14 protein-coding genes are annotated in these 18,162 nt (G+C 45.5%); 6 read left to right on the top strand and 8 right to left on the bottom strand.

Annotated elements, in window-relative coordinates; all coding sequences use genetic code 11:
* Nucleotides 1-29: 29 nt before the first annotated feature.
* The 5 genes from AACQ79_RS09845 to AACQ79_RS09825 all read right to left on the bottom strand — a co-directional run bounded on the left by AACQ79_RS09845 (nucleotide 30) and on the right by AACQ79_RS09825 (nucleotide 5,843).
* A complete protein-coding gene (locus AACQ79_RS09845) occupies nucleotides 30-896 on the bottom strand; it encodes a carbohydrate ABC transporter permease (RefSeq protein WP_170899015.1) in 867 nt (288 codons plus the stop codon).
* 4 nt (nucleotides 897-900) lie between these two features.
* Complete coding sequence (locus AACQ79_RS09840) at nucleotides 901-1,887, bottom strand: carbohydrate ABC transporter permease (RefSeq protein WP_013868154.1); 987 nt, start codon at nucleotides 1,885-1,887, stop codon at nucleotides 901-903.
* A 94-nt stretch (nucleotides 1,888-1,981) separates the two neighbouring features.
* Complete coding sequence (locus AACQ79_RS09835) at nucleotides 1,982-3,229, bottom strand: extracellular solute-binding protein (RefSeq protein WP_094124999.1); 1,248 nt, start codon at nucleotides 3,227-3,229, stop codon at nucleotides 1,982-1,984.
* Between the two features lie 30 nt (nucleotides 3,230-3,259).
* Nucleotides 3,260-4,267, bottom strand: a complete 1,008-nt coding sequence (locus tag AACQ79_RS09830) for a LacI family DNA-binding transcriptional regulator (protein WP_017044901.1) — start codon at nucleotides 4,265-4,267, stop codon at nucleotides 3,260-3,262.
* A 337-nt stretch (nucleotides 4,268-4,604) separates the two neighbouring features.
* Nucleotides 4,605-5,843, bottom strand: coding sequence for a carbohydrate porin (locus AACQ79_RS09825; RefSeq protein ID WP_064626497.1), 1,239 nt, complete (start codon nucleotides 5,841-5,843; stop codon nucleotides 4,605-4,607).
* 461 nt (nucleotides 5,844-6,304) lie between these two features.
* On the opposite strand from AACQ79_RS09825, the gene AACQ79_RS09820 reads away from it, so the two are divergent.
* From AACQ79_RS09820 to AACQ79_RS09810, 3 genes are all read left to right on the top strand, one after another.
* Nucleotides 6,305-7,639 carry an MATE family efflux transporter gene (locus tag AACQ79_RS09820; protein WP_029189964.1) on the top strand — a complete coding sequence of 445 codons (1,335 nt, stop codon included), beginning with the start codon at nucleotides 6,305-6,307 and terminating at the stop codon, nucleotides 7,637-7,639.
* Between the two features lie 99 nt (nucleotides 7,640-7,738).
* Nucleotides 7,739-8,368 (top strand): hypothetical protein, encoded by a 630-nt coding sequence (locus tag AACQ79_RS09815; protein ID WP_017043842.1) that lies wholly within the window; start codon nucleotides 7,739-7,741, stop codon nucleotides 8,366-8,368.
* The gene (locus AACQ79_RS09810; protein WP_096036849.1) at nucleotides 8,346-9,083 is read left to right on the top strand and encodes an MBL fold metallo-hydrolase; all 738 of its coding nucleotides are present in this window, start codon (nucleotides 8,346-8,348) and stop codon (nucleotides 9,081-9,083) included. The genes AACQ79_RS09815 and AACQ79_RS09810 overlap by 23 nt, the downstream gene beginning before the upstream one ends.
* Nucleotides 9,084-9,125: 42 nt before the next feature.
* On the opposite strand, the gene AACQ79_RS09805 is transcribed toward AACQ79_RS09810, so the two are convergent.
* From AACQ79_RS09805 to AACQ79_RS09795, 3 genes are all read right to left on the bottom strand, one after another.
* Nucleotides 9,126-10,370 (bottom strand): MDR family MFS transporter, encoded by a 1,245-nt coding sequence (locus AACQ79_RS09805; RefSeq protein WP_170894913.1) that lies wholly within the window; start codon nucleotides 10,368-10,370, stop codon nucleotides 9,126-9,128.
* 256 nt (nucleotides 10,371-10,626) lie between these two features.
* Complete coding sequence (locus tag AACQ79_RS09800; protein WP_170899014.1) at nucleotides 10,627-12,258, bottom strand: methyl-accepting chemotaxis protein; 1,632 nt, start codon at nucleotides 12,256-12,258, stop codon at nucleotides 10,627-10,629.
* Nucleotides 12,259-12,500: 242 nt separating this feature from the next.
* Nucleotides 12,501-14,861 (bottom strand): Lon protease family protein, encoded by a 2,361-nt coding sequence (locus AACQ79_RS09795; RefSeq protein ID WP_026027772.1) that lies wholly within the window; start codon nucleotides 14,859-14,861, stop codon nucleotides 12,501-12,503.
* A gap of 209 nt (nucleotides 14,862-15,070) precedes the next feature.
* Between AACQ79_RS09795 and AACQ79_RS09790 the strand changes: the two genes are divergently transcribed.
* From AACQ79_RS09790 to pgl, 3 genes are all read left to right on the top strand, one after another.
* Nucleotides 15,071-15,583, top strand: coding sequence for a hypothetical protein (locus tag AACQ79_RS09790; protein WP_026027597.1), 513 nt, complete (start codon nucleotides 15,071-15,073; stop codon nucleotides 15,581-15,583).
* A 356-nt stretch (nucleotides 15,584-15,939) separates the two neighbouring features.
* Nucleotides 15,940-17,442, top strand: coding sequence for a glucose-6-phosphate dehydrogenase (zwf, locus tag AACQ79_RS09785; protein WP_026027771.1), 1,503 nt, complete (start codon nucleotides 15,940-15,942; stop codon nucleotides 17,440-17,442).
* Nucleotides 17,439-18,155 carry a 6-phosphogluconolactonase gene (gene pgl, locus AACQ79_RS09780; RefSeq protein WP_115340002.1) on the top strand — a complete coding sequence of 239 codons (717 nt, stop codon included), beginning with the start codon at nucleotides 17,439-17,441 and terminating at the stop codon, nucleotides 18,153-18,155. Before zwf ends, pgl begins: the two co-directional genes overlap by 4 nt.
* Nucleotides 18,156-18,162: the final 7 nt, after the last annotated feature.

The raw sequence follows: 18,162 nt of genomic DNA, 5'->3' as shown, positions 1-18,162 counted from the left end.
AGTAACTAAAATGAGGGATTGAAGGCTAATCAGCCTTTTACTGCACCGGATGTTAAGCCGCTTATCATCTGTTTGGACGCAAAGAGATAGATAGTCACCAACGGCAATATAGAAATGGTGGTGCCAAGCATCACCGCACCCCAAGGCGTATTTGGAATGCCTTGCACGCTACGTAACGCCTGAGTAATGACGTAGTTTTCTGGCGATGTGAGCACCACTAACGGGTTCATAAAGCTGTTCCAGAAAAAGACAAACTGTACAATCGCCAGTGTTGCCAATGCAGGTTTCATCAACGGCAAAACAACGCTCCAGTAAGTACGAAACTCTCCCGCGCCATCGAGTTTGGCCGCTTCTAATAACTCTTTAGGAATAGAGGCCATCACGTGTTGGCGCATTAGAAAAATCCCGAACGGAGTAGTGGTAAACGGCAGCCAAACTGCCATGTGGTTATCCATCAAACCCAGAAATTTCACGATCATAAAATAGGGGATCAAGCTCAAGACGGGTGGGATCATCATGGAAGCCACCAACATGCCAAATAGCGCGTTCTTACCTTTGAACTGAAACACAGCAAATGCGTAACCGCCCATACTGCAAAACAACAGTGAGATAGTGGTGCCTAAAAAGGCAATGTAGATAGAGTTAAACATCGCCTGCCAAAACGGCATAATCTGCAACAGCTTTGTATAGTTAATGGCTAAGCTATCCCCAATGGCAAAGCTGATGCCTGAACCGAAGATTTCCGTACGATCGCGCGTTGACAGCAGCGCCGACCACAAAAATGGGAAAACAGTGATCAACGCCGAGACAATCAATACAACCGCCAGTAGCGCCATCATTACTTTAGTGATGAGTTCAATGCTGCGATCACTGAGTTTTAAAGCGTGGATTGACATGCTATTACTCCCCCAACCCTTTTTTACCAAAGAAGAAAAACTGAATCGCAGTACAAGTTGCAATCAGCGCAAACAGCAGCCAAGAAATAGCGGATGCCGTGCCCATCTCTAGCCACTCCCAACCCACTTTGTAGAGATACATTGAGATGGTTAAGCCCGCTTGGCCTACGCCTCCGGTGCCGCGCGTTAATACAAACGGTTCTTCAAACAGTTGTAAGTTGCCAATGATGGTCATGGTGACGGCAAAGAAAACGAAAGGGCGAATCATCGGCAGTGAGATATTCCAAAAACGGCGAAAAGCGTTAGCGCCATCCATCCGCGCGGCCTCTAAAATTTCTTTGGGAATGGTCATTAAACCTGTGGTGTACAACACGATGTTAAAACCGGTGTATTTCCAAAAAACCATGATGGCAATCGAGGGTTTGATCATGTTGGCATCATCTAACCAACGGATAGGCTGATACTCATTAAGCCAAGAAAATGCCCAGCCAAAGACACTGCTATCAGCTAAAGCCATTAAGCTTTGGTTGATGATGCCCGAATTGGGTGAATACATATTGAAGAAGATGAGCGACGCCGCCACCGTTGAGGTAATGAATGGCAAAAAATAAGCGGATGTTAGCCAATGACGCAGCCGATCGCCCAATGAAACCAAAATATAGGCCACTGGAATAGCCACTAAATGTTGAGCGACGCCCGAGGTTATCGCCAACCACAATGTATTGCTTAATGAACGCCACAACCAAGGGTCGGTCAATGCAACTTGGTAGTTATCAAATCCCACATAATTCATGGCGGCAACCCCTTCGACGGGGTTCCACGCATGAAAAGAGAGATAAACAGAAAACAGGAGAGGAAAAACTCCAAAAACAGAAAAAATAATCAAAAACGGCAATAGAAACCCGTACGGTGTAAGCGCTTTCAAACTCAGGTGAGAAAAAAAACGTCGACCCGATGGCGCTTGCACAGCGTTGCTCGTAACGTGATTCATAATAACGACCTCTTAGGCATAACATCATGCCTTCTATAACTTACGCTTAGTGAACCACCAGCACCGCTGGCGGTTCTTTTTAATGATGACCGTGCTATTGCATATTACGGGTACGACGCTGAATTAAACGTTCTGCATCTTTCAGTGCGGCTTTGATGTCTTTGCCTTCATCCAACACTTCCATCAGTGCATTTTCTAAGATGATAGAACGAGCCACATGGTCGCCTTTCGCAGGCGCGACTGGTTTGATGTTTTTTGCCACATTCGCAAACAACAAACGCGCTTTTTGACCACCTAGAAATTCAATTTCTTCATTGAACATTGGGTCATCGTAAGTCGTGACATTAGAGGGGAACGCGGCAATCGTTTCGAACGCTTTAAGCTGCACATCACGGTTGGTTGTCATGTACTCAATCAGCTTCCACGCGTCATCTTGATGTTTTGACTGAGTAGGGATTGAGAGAAATGAACCGCCCCAACTGCCGTAAATACCATCAGGAAGGTTTGATACGGCCCATTTGCCTGCTGTATCTGGCGCAATCCAGTTTTTCAGATGTCCGAGTAACCACGCACCAGAAAGCTGAGTGGCAAAAGTACCGTTACGGAAACCTTCATACCATTCGTTAGACCATGCCAAAATTCGGCCATCTAGCCCTTTTTCACGAATCGTTTTTGCCACTTCAAATGCATGTACAAAACGTTCGGAAGTGACGACTGAATTTCCCTTACTATCAAAATACAATCCTTCGCCGTCAGGAACCGTGGTAAAAATGATCGCTTGTGCTACATCAGCGGCGGATGCAATCAGCTGTACGTTTTGTTTCTTCAATATTTCACCGGCTTTGATGTAGGAGTCCCAATCTTTGATCGCTTGATTAATGTCAATCCCCGCCTTTTCAAACACATCGGTTCGGTAGTACATAACGCCTGGGCCAAGGTCGACAGGAATGCCATACATATGGCCATCGCCACCCTTGCCTTGTGCCCAAGCATAAGGCGCAAAATGGTCTTGGAATTTGTCCGCGCCATATTTTTCCGACAAATTGACTAAGCCACCGGAGGCAACAAAGGGGCCAATTTTCTCTACATCAACCACAATCACATCCCCCGCACCGGATCCTGTGGCAAGGTTCGTCGTCAGCTTGGTGTGGTGGTCGCCGTGGTTATTCATTAAATAGTCAACCTTGATACCACTCTTTTGTTCAAAGTCCGGCAATAAGACTTTCAAACTGCTATCAAAGTCGGGGAAACCGTCTAAACGGATGGTGTGGTCGGCAGCATATGTAAGCGAAGAAAATCCTAAAGCCACGGCGCTTGATAGCACTAAGGTCTTAAATTTCATGATTCATCCTTAATATCTTTATTGTTAGGTTTATAGGGTGTTGAGTAAATTTTTGACGGAGTCTCGTATCACCAACGAAGGGGATAATTTGAAGTTCACGTCGCGTTTGTTTTTGTGCAGCTTTTGAATAACGAGCTGAACCGCTTCTAAGCTCATCTGTTCAAGAGGGAAATTCACGGTCGTTAACGCTGGGGTGAGGTAACGCGCGAATAAAATATCGTCAAATCCAACCAAGGATATGTGTTGTGGTATTTGCAACCCGACACGGCGCAACTCTTCAAATGCACCAAATGCCATATGATCGTTTGAAGCAAATACGGCGCTAAATTCACAGTGACGCATCAGTAATTTGCGCATCGCTTTGACGCCGGATTCTTCGGTAAAACCAGCTTCAGACACGAGTGCTTCTTCATAGTCAAGCCCAGCCTCTTCCAACGCTTTGCGGTAGCCTTGCAAACGGCCTCGCGCATCAGATTTATCCAATGGCCCAGTAATACAAGCAATTCGTTGATGACCCTGACTGAGTAAATACTGTGTCGCCAAAAAGCCACCTATCTCGTTATCAATGTCAATACAGCTGCTGGCCATTTCAGGAATAAAACGGTTCACCAGCACCAAATGAACCCCTTGTTGATCCAATTCAATCAAGTAGTCATCGGTTAGATGTTGAGTATGGAGAATTAATGCATCGACTCGGCGACCTAGCAGAAATTGCACCGACTCTTTTTGCCCTTGCTCTGTGTTCGAGCCTGCTGTCACGACGACGTGGTAGCCAAACTTACGCAGTTGCTCTTCAATGTTGTGCAAAATGCTTGAATAAAAAGGGCCCCCTAATTCCGGTACTATGATGCCGATGCTCCCCGTACGGCTTGAGGCCAGTGCTTGAGCAATAGAATTGGGGCGGTAACCAAGATCTTTAATCGCCTTTTCGACTCTGAGTTTTTTATCGTGGCTAACACGGCTAGTTCCATTAATCACCCGCGACACCGTCGCTTGCGATACACCTGCATGTTCAGACACATCTTTAATTGTCGCCACTCTCGCCTCACAACATTACTGACAAAACCAACAAGAAACCGCTTTCATGAGCTAGTATTCAAGATATCCCCTCGCTTTAGCGTGAGAGAAATCACATCGAACTAGGCACACAAATGACAATTATCTAAACATTGAAAGCCACAGCAGTTTCCCAAGCAGCCATGAAACTGTTTCATGGCAATCGGAAGAGAGAAAAAGATGGTGGCCGATTACCGTAAATAAAAAAGGGCCACTAATGTGGCCCGAAAGCGTAAGTGTATCGCTGGAGGTTAAAAACCACGGCAGGCATCGAGCGAGCCGTGAAAAAAGAATGGACAGTTAATGATCAAATATGGGGTTACCACCACGCTTCCCACATCGCGCCAATCGTTACCGTATCTGGGTTACTTGCGGCTTTAAATAGGCCGTCTTTGTCGATCACAGTTTCGTTATCGGCATCACCCAAAGTGGCATAGAAACGGAGCATTGGTCGAGCGCCTGCACCTTTACCAAACGAAATGTTCTGCGATAGTGTCACTTTCCAAGAAGAGTTGGTGGCGTCGATGTTGTCAAAATCTACAACATCATAGCCAGCTTCTAACCACGTTGAGTTGGTCTCATCCCAAAAATACATCGGGCGGACCAACACGTTGTAGTTAGTACGGTCATACTGTTTGTATGCGCCATCTTCGTAGGCTTGATAAGCCGCTAAGTATTCGATCGCCGCATTGTCTCCCAGCGCCTTACTCCCATCAAAGCTCACCAACAACGCTGATTGATTCTCCGTTTTCCAAAAAACACTGTCTTTGGCGTTATCAGCATAACGCACCACCAAACGGTCATCCCCAAACTTCAATTCACCCGCCACTTGAAACGCGTTGAGTTTTTTGGCCGTTGGATCCGAATTATCATCAAAGCCGTAGTTAGCATAAATGCTGAGATTGGTTGTATCAGAAAATTGAATGCCGTGGATTTTGGTGGTCAATGCGTAATTACCATCTGGATGATCGCTAGGAGAAGCCCCCGTTGCACTAACGACACTGGCGTCGAATTTAATGCCTCCTAGATTAAGGTTGTAGAAACCACCACCTTGCCCATCATGCGTCATCCAAAAATAGTCGTTCAAATTCGTTGAAATACGTTGGTGAAAGTCTCGACCAGCCCATACATAAAGTTCAGGTTGGCTTTCAAAAATGTTGGTTCCGCCAGCGTAAGCTTTAGGCACACCCACCTCATCACCCCAATGGTTGAACATCACCACCACATCCCAAATAGCACCGCTGTCACTGACGAATCCTTTACCAAATTGGAACTCACCACCGTTACCTTCGTTACCTAAACGGCCTGTTGAGTTACCGTTTAAACGGCCATTGGTTTCAACCAGTTTGACATCGCCATTTTGGTAGGCTGCGCCATAACGAGCATAACCAGAAAATACGATACCCGCGGGAACTTTCATATCCGGCGTCAGCACCAGCGGTTGTTGTTCTTTATCCAACACCTCAGGATTTGGCATTGGATCGTTGGCAAAAGAAGGAGCAGAAGAGAGTACGGCAGCCACAGCTAGGGATAGAGGTAGAAGCTTATAATTTTTCATGTTAAGTCCTATTAATCACTTGGTTTGTTTTTGTTCTGTGGTCAGTTTAAAAAATGAAACAAGTGAAAATTAGGTGTCGCTTCACAGCGCGCTCGACTGCTTTTGGCGATGAAACTGAGGAAGAGCGTTATTGTTATTTTTTATTAACACCATCAATACATTAAACGCAAATTGATTCACAAAACAGAAATGAAATCGGTTTCATTTCATAGAAATAGGACGAGTTCATCACGAGATTAACGCTCAAGTATTCACCAAATGGTTAGGTTTTTATGAAATATTTCACAAATATGATGATTTTCATGTCATTGCACAGAGCAACTAGACTGGGGATGGACGTCGCTCTCTTCATGTATAGCTGTTAACATACTCAACGCACATAACGTACAAACCATACTGAGCTTGTTTTTCACCGCAGAGGCCACATATTAAAACCTCTACCCATATAGTTGAGCCGAGCAATGTCAAACACCACCCCGTTATCTCCACCTTCACTCACACGCCAACTCTTGCAAATGACTTGGCCGATGATGTTTGGTGTGCTGTCCCTTATGAGCTTCCAACTGGTTGATAGTGCGTTTATCGGCCAACTTGGCGTGTTACCCCTTGCCGCGCAAGGGTTTACATTACCCATTCAGATGATCATCATCGGCCTTCAGGTTGGGCTTGGCATCGCGACCACAGCGGTGATTGCTCGCGCACTGGGTGCAAACCAAATTCGCTACGCGAAGCAGCTTGGGGGGTTGGTTGTCGCTATCGGCAGTATTGGGGTTGCTCTGTTTTCAGTCATTATCTATTTACTGCGTCACCCCATCTTAGCGCTACTCAGCGCTCCTGAATCTGTGTATCAGATCGTCGACAGCTACTGGATTTATTGGTTAATCAGTGCTTGGGTGGGCGCGGTGCTGTACTTTTTATACAGCCTGTGTCGAGCCAATGGCAATACCATGTTGCCGGGTACTATGATGATGGTCACCAGCATTTTAAACCTGATTTTAGACCCTATTTTTATCTTCACTTTTGATTTGGGTATTGAAGGCGCGGCGCTGGCGACCATTTTAGCCTTTGGGATTGGCGTGTTCGTGGTTGCACCCAAGGTGTCAAAAAGGCACTGGATGCTGTTTGATTGGTCAGATTTGGATGTGGGGAAAAGTATTCGCTCTATCAGCCATATCATGGGGCCGGCCATGATAAGCCAACTTCTTCCACCGCTTTCTTCGATGCTGGCAACCAAACTATTGGCCAGTTTCGGTACAGCAGCTGTCGCGGCATGGGCATTAGGATCTCGTTTTGAGTTTTTTGCGATGGTCGCAATATTGGCATTAACTATGTCGATGCCACCGATGGTAGGCCGTTTGCTTGGCGCAGGCCAATTGCAAGACATTCGAAAATTGGTTCGTATTGCGTGCCAATTTATTCTTGGGTTTCAGCTCATCATCGCCGTGGTGACCTATCTATTATCCGGCCACCTTGCCGCGCTGATGACCAGCGAACAAAGTGTCGAATCCATTTTGCACTGGCACTTAATGATCGTGCCAATCAGTTTAGGGCCGCTTGGTATCTGCATGTTAATGGTATCGGTTTCTAATGCGTTGGCGAAATCATACACCGCCTTAACCATTTCCGCGCTGCGCCTGTTTGTGTTCTTCTTACCCTGTTTATGGGTTGGCGCTCAAATAGCGGCGCTGCATGGCCTGTTTATCGGGGCGTTGGTCGGTAATATCCTCGCAGGCCTTGCCGCGTGGGCGATGTACCAACGTGCACTTCGGCAAGTTGAGCAGCAGAAAAACCATTGAGTTTGGGTAACACAGAGCCCAAACGAGCAATCTAGTCTCAAAAATATGAATTTGGTCTATAGTTAACACACGTTAAGTTGATGAATATTTTCGATAACTATGGACAACAAACCGGTTTTCGTAATTGCGGCGGAAGTGGCAGCAGAGCTAAACCAAAGCGTACTCATTGCAAAAAAATTACTGCTTGTCGCCAGCAATGCCAGAGCTCTGGCTCTGCGTGCGGGCGAAAGTGCCGCAGGTTTTCGGCCAATTACTGATTCGATTGATGATTTAGTCCGCGTCACGCTAGAGGCGTCGCACACCATCAACTTAAAAGCGCAGCGTATTAGCCAACTCGCAACCGCAAGGACTCGTGCACGCGCTGCGCTTGAACGTTTTGAAAATGTGTATATACAAGCGCATAACGCTCGGCATTTACACAGTTTGGATGTCGTACATCATCAGAACCAAGAGGAATATAGCAAACTCAGTCACAGTTTCTACTCTGAAGCTCAAAACCTGCACGAGTTATTGCAAACCTTGTACGACAACCTGCGCATTGCACAAATCATCTCGATCATGCTGAGCGTGGAAGCCTCTCAAGCAGATGAGCGATATCAAGCACAACTGCAAAGCATTGCGAATAACGTCGCTGAACTGGCAAAAGAAATTCAAGCTCACGTCATGCTATCGCTCAAAACATTCTCTCTCTTTTCTCAGGTGAACTATGCAATCAAAAATACTATTTGAACGCGGCCATCATCGCTGGGTGATGTTTGCTCGCGATCCAAACAAACCAGAAAAAATCATTGATACCAACCAATATATGATAGTCAATCGTGATCAAGCGATATTGCTAGACCCCGGTGGCATTGAACTGTTTTCGGCAATGCTCGGTTGCGTCGTGAAAGAAGTGCCGATTGAACATATCAAGCATCTTTTTGCCTCTCACCAAGATCCAGACATCATCTCTTCCCTCGGTTTATGGGATAAAGCACTGCCCAGTGCAACATTACATTCACCTTGGTTGTGGGAAGGGTTTATCCGCCATTTTGGTATGGAGTCAATTCAATTCTCCCCCATCAAAGATGAAGGTGGAAAAGTGTCCTTATCAGGTCACGACCTGCACTTTATCCCAGCACATTACATGCACTCTTCTGGTAACTTTTCGGTTTACGACCCTGATGCAAAAATATTGATGTCTGGCGATATTGGTGCCGCGCTCGACAGCCCTAACGCCTCTTTTTTTGTAGAAGATTTTCAAAGCCATATTCCAAAAATGACTTATTTTCATCAACGTTGGATGCCATCTAACCGCGCCAAAAGTGATTGGATTGAGCGAGTCAGCCAGCTGGATATTAAGATGATGTGTCCGCAACATGGCGCTATTTTTCGGGGCGATGATGTTCAACGATTTTTGGAATGGCTAGATAAGCTGGAAGTTGGCGTAGCGATAAAAAAATAGCACTGTTAAGGCTCTCGATGAGAGCCTTACAAAAAGAGCAAATTAAGCTTGAGTAATGGGTTCACGCTCGACCGTATCGGGCTGATGCTCTGCGACCCAGTAAAGCCAAATCATCACTAGGCACAGCACAAAGCAAAGACCAAACAGCCAATTTGAATTGAGGTATCCAATCACCGCCCCCCCAACCAGTGGCGCAATCGCAAAACCTAACGAATAAAGCGCGGCGGCACCAAAGTAAGAACCACGCAAATGGGCGGGAGCCATGCGGTCTATTTGTACGTTTAAGGTTGGAAAAGCAATGACTTCGCCCATACTCAAAACAAAGCAAGCGAGCGCCCAACCAATCGGTAAATCTGCAGGGGTAAACAGAAAGCCGAGTTGCGCAAGCCCCATCAATAACATGCCGATCCGAGTTCGTACAAACAGCGGGACGTTTTCCAACCACTTCAACATTGGGAACTGGAAGATGATAATGGTCATGGTATTTACCAGCACTAACCCTGCGACAATTTGCGCTGCATCGGCGGCACTGGTGCGTACAATCACTTGTGGAATAGACGATTCTACCTGCCCATAGATGAACATCATGATGAAGTTCGCCACCATCAACTTCACAAAAATATTATCTTTACTGATCACTCTTAGCGTCGAAGAAAAATCAGGCAAACCAGAGCGATCGGGTTTGGTGTAGCGCCCTTTACGTTCAATACCGAGCAACAGCCAAAAGCCAAACAATAAATACGTGCCGCCGGTAAAGAAAAAGAGAGTTTGTGGATGAGAAAGCCCAAACGTAATCCCAAGCAGTGGCCCAATGGCACCACCTAGATTGAGTAGGAAATAGCGGATGTTGAGCGCCAGCTCGCGATCTTTCAAATTCGGCAAGTTATCACCGATCACCGCTTTGCCCGGCGCTTCAATCATTGGTCGCATTAAACCGGTAAGGACAATAAGCACGTAAAACTGCCAGATTTGATCAGCCACACCAATGCCACTGTAGGCAAATGCAGCCATCACACTGCCAAGAACCATCACCCACTTGCGACCAAATTTGTCGGAAAGATACCCTGAATACAGCCCAGTAATTGCTCCTACAACAGCAGAGGTCGCCAGCATTCCACCCACTTCAATCGGCGATGCACCATAATCTTGGTAAAGAAACACGATCAAAAATGGCCATGCCATGAAAAAACTGGTACGAGCAATCAATGTTCCGGTTAATACCGTCCACACTGAAAAATTAAACCTTTTTACCCTTTCTAAACGAAATAAGCTTTCCTCTTTCGCCATAAAAACACTCCTTACTTTCAGCCACTTGACCATGCGTTCACACGATGAACATCACATTTTTAGTTCTTATTGCGTCAATATATGAAGATAATGTTAATAAAGATAGTGTTTTTTATACAGGGGAGATCGAATCATAAAAACAAACAGCTAACCCAAAAAAACCTAGTTATTTCGGATGGTTAGATATTCTTTGATTCATAAAAAAACCGCATAACCTTTCGAGTTATGCGGTTGAGACTAGGAAATAGTAGTCGATTTATAGTTTGAAGAAGGCGAGCTGCGCTTTTTGCTTCTCGGCCAATTGTGACAGTTCGGCACTGGCACTGGCGCTCTGGCTGATACCCGTTACGTTTTGATTTACAAGCTCAGACATATTAACCACGTTACGGTTAATATCTTGCGTGACTTGCGACTGCTCTTCTGCCGCAGTCGCCACTTGGGTATTTGAATCATTGATGTCTGAAACCGATTCCGTGATCCCAACAAGCGCATCATTTGCTCGTTGCGTTAACTCACCGTTACGCGCAAGCATCTCAATGCTGGTTTGCATGCTATCGTTTGCAAGAATCGATTGGCTTTGCAGCTCTTCAATGATAACTCGAATCTCTTTAGTTGAACTCTCAGTACGTGCAGCAAGCATGCGAACTTCATCAGCCACGACCGCAAAACCACGACCAGTCTCACCTGCACGTGCCGCTTCAATAGCCGCATTCAGTGCCAATAAGTTGGTTTGTTCAGAGACACCTCGGATCACTTCAACGACATCGTTGATCTGCTCTGATTGCTCTTTTAAACGTAAAACTACGCTCGCAGCATGATTCAGCGATTCTGACATTTGTAAGCTCGCTTGGGCGCTCTCTTTAAAAATAGCTAAGCCTGATTTAGCAAGTTCATCCGCTTCGCGAGCGGTTGAATCAGCGACCGTTGCGTTATCACTCACGTTGTTTGCTGTGCTCGCAAGTTCATTCACCGCCGAAGCAACTTGTTCAATTTCACTCAACTCTTGTTGTGCATTTGACTCTGCTTGCGTCATCACCGCAGCCAGCTCGGTTGAAGCTGACGCCACTTCTTCACTAATACGGTTTAAATGATCTACCGTAGCATGTAACTGAGAGGTAGTCGTATTGACATCTTTACCAAGCTTTGAGATTTCATTCTCGCCATCCGCATCAGCGCGAATGGTTAAGTTCCCCTGCGCTAATTCACGCATCACAGCTTGCAGCTTCTGAATCGGGGCCACAATCATATTGGAAAGGATCCAAGCCACCACAAGAGATAACGCAAGCACAGACAGTACAGTAAACATCGCAGTGTTCATTGCGCTCTGTTCATGTGCTGCAATTTTATCCAATGCTTGATCTGCTTGCTGCTTAACTTTTTTACTCAGGTCAGAAACAGCACTGAGCATATCATGGCCTGTTTCTCTAAACTCGGAAATGTATGACATGTATTCAGTTTCAGATACAGCGCCTTGATCATACCGTTCCAACAATGCCAACATTTGGTTTGAAAGAGTTACGTATTCATCCACACGGCTAAGAATATGAGAAACATCACCTTGATATATTGACTCTTTTTGCAAATTTTTCAGTTGTGTGGCAATGTCATTTTTCGTTTGTTTTAACTCGAGTGGAAGCTCCTTACGATAGCGTGGGTCAATAATCGAATACAGTGCATTAATGCGCATCAAGTTAATATCATCGACTACAAATACGGACAATGTCTCCTCATTTTCTTGAACGGCACTTCTTACAGCCGTAGCCTCAAACTGATCATGCTCTAAATTATTTTTTGTAATCCACAGAGCGACTACTAAGGCAAATGTGGTAATTAAAACAGGAAGCAGTACCTGAACTCGGATAGGCAAATCTTTCAGTGAAAAGTGCATAAATCTCTCTAAAATGTAGCGGTGGCCATAAAACCAAAAGGTAATGCACTGTAATTTATGCTAGATGAAAGCGACTAATGAATATTTATAAAATTATAAATAAAGAACAAACTCAATAAAAACAAACAACTAGAGTTGACAAAGTGATTCTTTTCATCTTTTTTTACAAATTGATATAAAAATGACCACTCGATGAGTGGCCATTAAACCATTAACAATATTTCAAAAATCACCCAATAAGGTTATTTTCTAAGCGCATTCAGTTTGGCTTGTGCTAAACCGAAGATGGTATCAACCGGGTAGCTGCCATCTTCTGTTGCTTCGCCTGCGGGTTTGCCAGTAAAGAGCTCAACCGCTTCAGTGACATGTTCAATAGCCCAGATATTGAACTCCCCTTTCTCGACCGCTTTAACAACGTCAGCGCGTAACATCAGATTGTGCATGTTTGAACGAGGAATGATGACACCTTGCTGGCTGGTGCGCCCTTTGATTGCACACACATCAAAGAAACCTTCAATTTTCTCATTCACACCGCCAATCGGCTGCGACTCACCAAATTGGTTCATCGAACCTGTGATCGCAATATCTTGGCGATTAGGCCGTTTAGAAAACGCAGACACAATCGCACAGAATTCGGCCATGCTGGCACTATCACCATCCACACCACCGTATGATTGCTCAAATGTGATGGTTGTGGTAAGTGGTACACGCGCCGTACGGCCAAATACCGAAGAGAGATACGCGGATAAAATCATCACACCTTTAGAGTGGATGCTGCCACCCAGATCGACACTGCGCTCGATATCGATAATGTCACCATCGCCATAGGAAGTGGTGGCGGTAATACGGTTTGGCGCACCAAACATATGATCGCTGGTGCTCAATACCGACAGCGCATTCACCTGCCCGACAGCCATGCCTTGCGTTTGGATTAGCGTTGTACCGTTAACATACGACTCCATCACACTGTCTTGCAGGCGGCTCACTCGCATCTCTTGGTTGCTGAGCGCCTCTTCGACATGATTCTGGCGGATCATGTTTGAATTCGCCTGCTTCGCCACATAGTTAGATTCGCGTAACAAATTGGCAATATGCGCCGAATGAAGTGACAGTTTGCCTTGATCGCCCGTTGTACGTGAACTGTGTTCAATGATGCGTGCAATCGCTTTACGGTCGCAATGCAGCATATTGTTGTCGTGCACTATGCTCGAAATAAAACGCGCGTAATGTAGCTCGGTATCGGGCGTACGTTTCATCTCATCTTCAAAATCGGCCGTTACTCGGAACAATTCGCTAAATTCAGGATCGTAATGAGTCAGCAGCTGATAGGTGTGGTAATCACCAAATAGGATGATTTTCACATTTAGCGGGATAGGCTCTGGGTCAAGTGAAACCGTCCCTGTTAGCGTGACCTCTTTTTCCAAAGAGGTAAAACTCATTTGGCGTGAACGCAGCGCGCGCTTTAAACCGTCCCAAACATAGGGCTGTTCAAGCACTTTCACCGCATCCATCAACAACACACCACCATTGGCTTTATGTAAACTACCCGCTCGAATCAACGAAAAATCGGTAAATACTGTGCCTTTAAAAGTCGCCGTTTCGATATAACCAAATAGAGAGTGGTAGTTCGGGTTCTCTTCTACCACGATCGGTAGCTTGTCTGAAGGCTGGCTGACCAGCACATTGACTTTGTAGCGACGCGGCAGACGCTTATCTAAAGAAGCTGTCGCGACTTCGCCTTGCTCACTGTCTTCATCTAAAAAAATGTCCGCATTATCGACGATGTCTTTTTGTAACTCCGTGAGATACGTTTTGATGTCTGGGTAGCCAGAATAATCTTGCTTAAGCTGCTTAATAAAGTGGGTAATCACGCCAAGCGTTACTTCATCATTGAGCTTTTTGATCTTCTCACTGTAGGAGTCTTCCCATTCGGTCAGTTGACGTACCATATTGCGTAGGCTGATTTCTAGCTCATCAATGGTATGGCTAAAGTGCTCTTGCTCTTTTTTAGACAAGGCGTCAAAGGACTCTTCGGTGTGCATCTCTTCACCGTTCATCGCAACAAATTGATAGTCGCCTTGAGTGGTGATGGTTAAGCTAATGCCTTTATCTTTGGCTTCTTTACTGATGCTATCCAATTCACTTTGCTGTTTTTGTGCCATCTGATTTTTCAGTTTATCGGCACGAGCAAAGTAAATCTCGTTATCAAAAGCTAACGGGATCGCATTGACCAACTTATTCATTAACTTTTCAATGTCTTGCTTGAGTTTAACCCCAATACCCGAAGGTAACTTCAGCACTTTTGGGGTTCGAATATCGCTGAAATTGGCCACATAACACCAATCAAACAACGCATCGACATCATGCTGATGGCGGTTTAAATAGCGCAAAATCATCGTACGTTTGCCCAACCCATTACGGCCAATAGCGTAGATGTTGTAACCCTTCTCTTTGATCGACATTGCAAATTCGACCGCTTTTTGCGCCCGTTCTTGCCCCACAATCTCATCAACTGGGTCTAACTCCTTAGTTGATTTACAAGGGAGTTTTTCTAACTGGGCAACGTGGTAGAGCTGCTCTGCATTCAATCGTTGAATCGCCATCACTCCGCTCCTTAGCTTTTGGATTCTTGTTGTAGTTTGACCTAAGTGTAGAAGCAATTCATTTATATTTTAGCGAGTTACACCTTATTCGCGTTTAACCGAACAAATAATAAACAATCACCACACCCAAAATCGCAAATAACAATTATTTGCATTTGATAATAAATTGCATTTAAATAAGTGAACGCCGTCATTCTGGAGAACTGAGTATGGACTTACAACAGTGCTGGACAAGCTATCTCAAGGCTGAACAACTATTAGCGCAAGGGCATTGGCCACAAGCACACTGTTTGTTTGAAGATGTACTGCATCATATGCCAAGCCATATTCAATCAGCACTAAACTGCGAACATACAAAACCTTGCCAGTTGGTGTGCTTGATCTCTGGGCTATGTGATGCTGCTGTTTCTCAATCTGAAATTTTCAACCACTTGGGTCAGCATAAACAGGCCTTTGATGTCTTAAATCAATCTTATGCTCTGCTGCAGTTTACTGCGATTGAGCCCAATGCCTTGGTTAACCGCCTTGCCAACGTACTCACCAAACAAAGCGATGACTTACTCAAACATATGGGTGCTTTTTGTTCAGCTCAGCGCAGTGCGACTTGGATGTTGGAGTTCGAACACGTACAAAAAGCGCACCACTATTTCAACCAACTCAAACGTTATAACCAAGTACAGGCTCAAGTTCCGTCGTCAAACTGTCATTGTTCAACTGAATAATCACCATAGAGTTACCATTCCGGATAAGACTGACCACCTAGCATCATTCACAGCCGCTATAAGTAACGTGCTGTGGTCAGGGGATGAGACTTAGGCAGAACCTAACCTCTCACCCTGAAAATGTGTCGAGATGGCATGAGAATTTAATCGATTGCGTTATCAATAGTTGATGTATGTCAAATTGTCGTAGACAATACGCACCCGAGTCTAGGGGCGATCCCTGGACTGCGTTCTGCACTTTTGGAGGAGCGCATTGGTTTTAACTATCGACATTATAGTTAGAGCCTATTTTCTATTTTTGCATGACGCTGCTACCGTTGGCGCATGCTAAATACCTCGTTTTTAAGGGAAAGATGATGGTAATACCTGAAAACAGCAGTATTGTGATTTTTGGTGCTTCAGGCGACTTAACCTATCGCAAGCTTATACCTGCTCTGTATCACTTGTTCGCCAGTGATCAACTGCCGAAATCCTTTGCTATTCTGGGTGTCAGCCGAACCCAATACAGCGATGAGTCATACCGTGAAAAATTAAAGCGCTCTCTTCAGGAAATGGAAAAGACCGTCCCAGATATTCTCGACGCCTTTTGCGAGCACTTGCATTATCAAGCGATCAATACTTCAGATGTTGCAGAATACGCGCAGCTCGCCACGCGTCTTGACTCTTTGGCTGAGCAATACCAATTCACGCAACGCAACACTCTGTTCTATCTCGCGACGCCGCCGAGCCTTTATGGCGTCATCCCGGCCAATCTCGCAGCGCATGGATTAAATAGCGAAGCGCAAGGTTGGAAGCGTTTGATCATCGAAAAACCGTTTGGTTATGACCTCGCATCGGCTCAAAGCCTTGATATCGAAATTCATCGCCATTTCCAAGAACACCAGATCTACCGTATCGACCATTATTTAGGCAAAGAGACGGTACAAAACCTGTTGGTTTTCCGTTTTGCTAACGGGATGTTCGAACCTTTGTGGAACCGCAATTTCATTGACTATGTCGAAATTACAGGCGCAGAATTTTTGGGCGTCGAAGAACGCGGTGGCTATTACGACGGTTCTGGTGCGGTGCGTGATATGTTCCAAAACCATTTACTGCAAGTGTTAGCTATGGTTAGCATGGAACCACCAGCCGCCATTAATGCCGATTCAATTCGTAACGAAGTCAATAAAGTGCTGCAAAGCCTGCAACCGCTTTCTGATGATGACCTACGCCACAACCTCGTACTGGGGCAATATACGGAATCGGAAGTTCGTGGCCAGTTTTTACCCAGTTACCGTGATGAACATGGTGTGGCAGCAGATTCGCGCACTGAAACCTATGTCGGTTTGAAAATGTTTATCAATAACTGGCGCTGGAATGGCGTGCCATTTTATGTGCGTTCAGGTAAACGTTTACCAACGCGCGTCACCGAAGTGGTCATTCACTTTAAGCGTACGCCACACCCTGTTTTTGGGCAAAATGCCCCTGAAAACAAGCTCATCATCCGCATTCAGCCCGATGAAGGCATTCAAATGAGCTTTGGTTTGAAGGAGCCAGGTGCGGGCTTTAAAGCCAAAGAAGTCTCCATGAACTTCCATTACACATCACTGGAAGAAACCAAGATGTTGACCGCTTATGAACGGCTCCTTTTGGATGCGCTCAACGGTGATGCAACTTTATTTGCGCGTACCGATGCCGTAGAAGCGTGTTGGAAGTTCGTGCAACCTATTTTGGATTTCAAACAAGACCCTCAATCGCTGTTTGGCTATGCCTGTGGCACGTGGGGACCAAAAGAGTCCGATTTGCTGCTACACAATGATGGCCGCGCGTGGCGCTTCCCGTGTAAAAACTTGACCGATACGGATTACTGCGAATTATGATCAATCATAAAATTTGTCAAACCCCAGAACAGGTGGTTGAAACGCTCGCCAATGAAATGCAACGCTATAGCGAGCAAGGTCAGCCAGTTCATATCTCCCTTTCCGGTGGCAGCACACCCAAAATGCTATTCAAATTATTGGCCAGTGAACCTTATGCACAGGCGATTGCATGGCAAAACCTGCATTTCTGGTGGGGTGATGAACGCTGTGTCGCTCCTGACGATGCCGAAAGCAACTTTGGTGAAGCCAATACACTGCTGTTTAGCCAAGTGAACATTCCACCTCAAAATATTCACCGTATTCGCGGCGAAGATGATCCACAAACCGAAGCTAAGCGCTTTGCCGATGAGATGGCAAAAGTCATTCCATCCGTCAACGGTACTCCTGTTTTTGATTGGATTTTGCTCGGTGTTGGCGCAGATGGCCATACGGCATCCCTGTTCCCTAATGTGACCGACTACGAGGATGAGAATTTATCTTTAGTGGCAACGCATCCGGAATCAGGCCAACTTCGTGTCTCTAAAACAGCGAAAGTGTTGGAAGCTGCAAAACGCATTAGTTACCTCGTTCTTGGCGCAGGTAAAGCCGAGATCGTACACGAAATTCACACCACGAAAGCCGAGGATCTTCCTTATCCGGCTGCCAAAGTTAAATCAACAACTGGCGAAACAGAGTGGTTTTTAGATTCAGATGCCGCAACAAAGATTGCGTGAAGGAGAG

Origin of the sequence: Vibrio sp. 3-2(1) (genome assembly GCF_963887575.1) — a bacterium.
GTDB classification, from domain to species: Bacteria; Pseudomonadota; Gammaproteobacteria; order Enterobacterales; family Vibrionaceae; genus Vibrio; species Vibrio anguillarum.
The sequence above is the reverse complement of the archived record's forward strand: the minus strand, read 5'-3'. Positions and strand labels throughout refer to the sequence as shown.

Coding starts and splice junctions, on each gene's coding strand:
- AACQ79_RS09845 (WP_170899015.1), bottom strand. CDS start 896: ATGTCAATCCACGCTTTAAAACTCAGTGATCGCAGCATTGAACTCATC.
- AACQ79_RS09840 (WP_013868154.1), bottom strand. CDS start 1,887: ATGAATCACGTTACGAGCAACGCTGTGCAAGCGCCATCGGGTCGACGT.
- AACQ79_RS09835 (WP_094124999.1), bottom strand. CDS start 3,229: ATGAAATTTAAGACCTTAGTGCTATCAAGCGCCGTGGCTTTAGGATTT.
- AACQ79_RS09825 (WP_064626497.1), bottom strand. CDS start 5,843: ATGAAAAATTATAAGCTTCTACCTCTATCCCTAGCTGTGGCTGCCGTA.
- AACQ79_RS09820 (WP_029189964.1), top strand. CDS start 6,305: ATGTCAAACACCACCCCGTTATCTCCACCTTCACTCACACGCCAACTC.
- AACQ79_RS09815 (WP_017043842.1), top strand. CDS start 7,739: ATGGACAACAAACCGGTTTTCGTAATTGCGGCGGAAGTGGCAGCAGAG.
- AACQ79_RS09810 (WP_096036849.1), top strand. CDS start 8,346: ATGCAATCAAAAATACTATTTGAACGCGGCCATCATCGCTGGGTGATG.
- AACQ79_RS09805 (WP_170894913.1), bottom strand. CDS start 10,370: ATGGCGAAAGAGGAAAGCTTATTTCGTTTAGAAAGGGTAAAAAGGTTT.
- AACQ79_RS09800 (WP_170899014.1), bottom strand. CDS start 12,258: ATGCACTTTTCACTGAAAGATTTGCCTATCCGAGTTCAGGTACTGCTT.
- AACQ79_RS09795 (WP_026027772.1), bottom strand. CDS start 14,861: ATGGCGATTCAACGATTGAATGCAGAGCAGCTCTACCACGTTGCCCAG.
- AACQ79_RS09790 (WP_026027597.1), top strand. CDS start 15,071: ATGGACTTACAACAGTGCTGGACAAGCTATCTCAAGGCTGAACAACTA.
- zwf (WP_026027771.1), top strand. CDS start 15,940: ATGGTAATACCTGAAAACAGCAGTATTGTGATTTTTGGTGCTTCAGGC.
- pgl (WP_115340002.1), top strand. CDS start 17,439: ATGATCAATCATAAAATTTGTCAAACCCCAGAACAGGTGGTTGAAACG.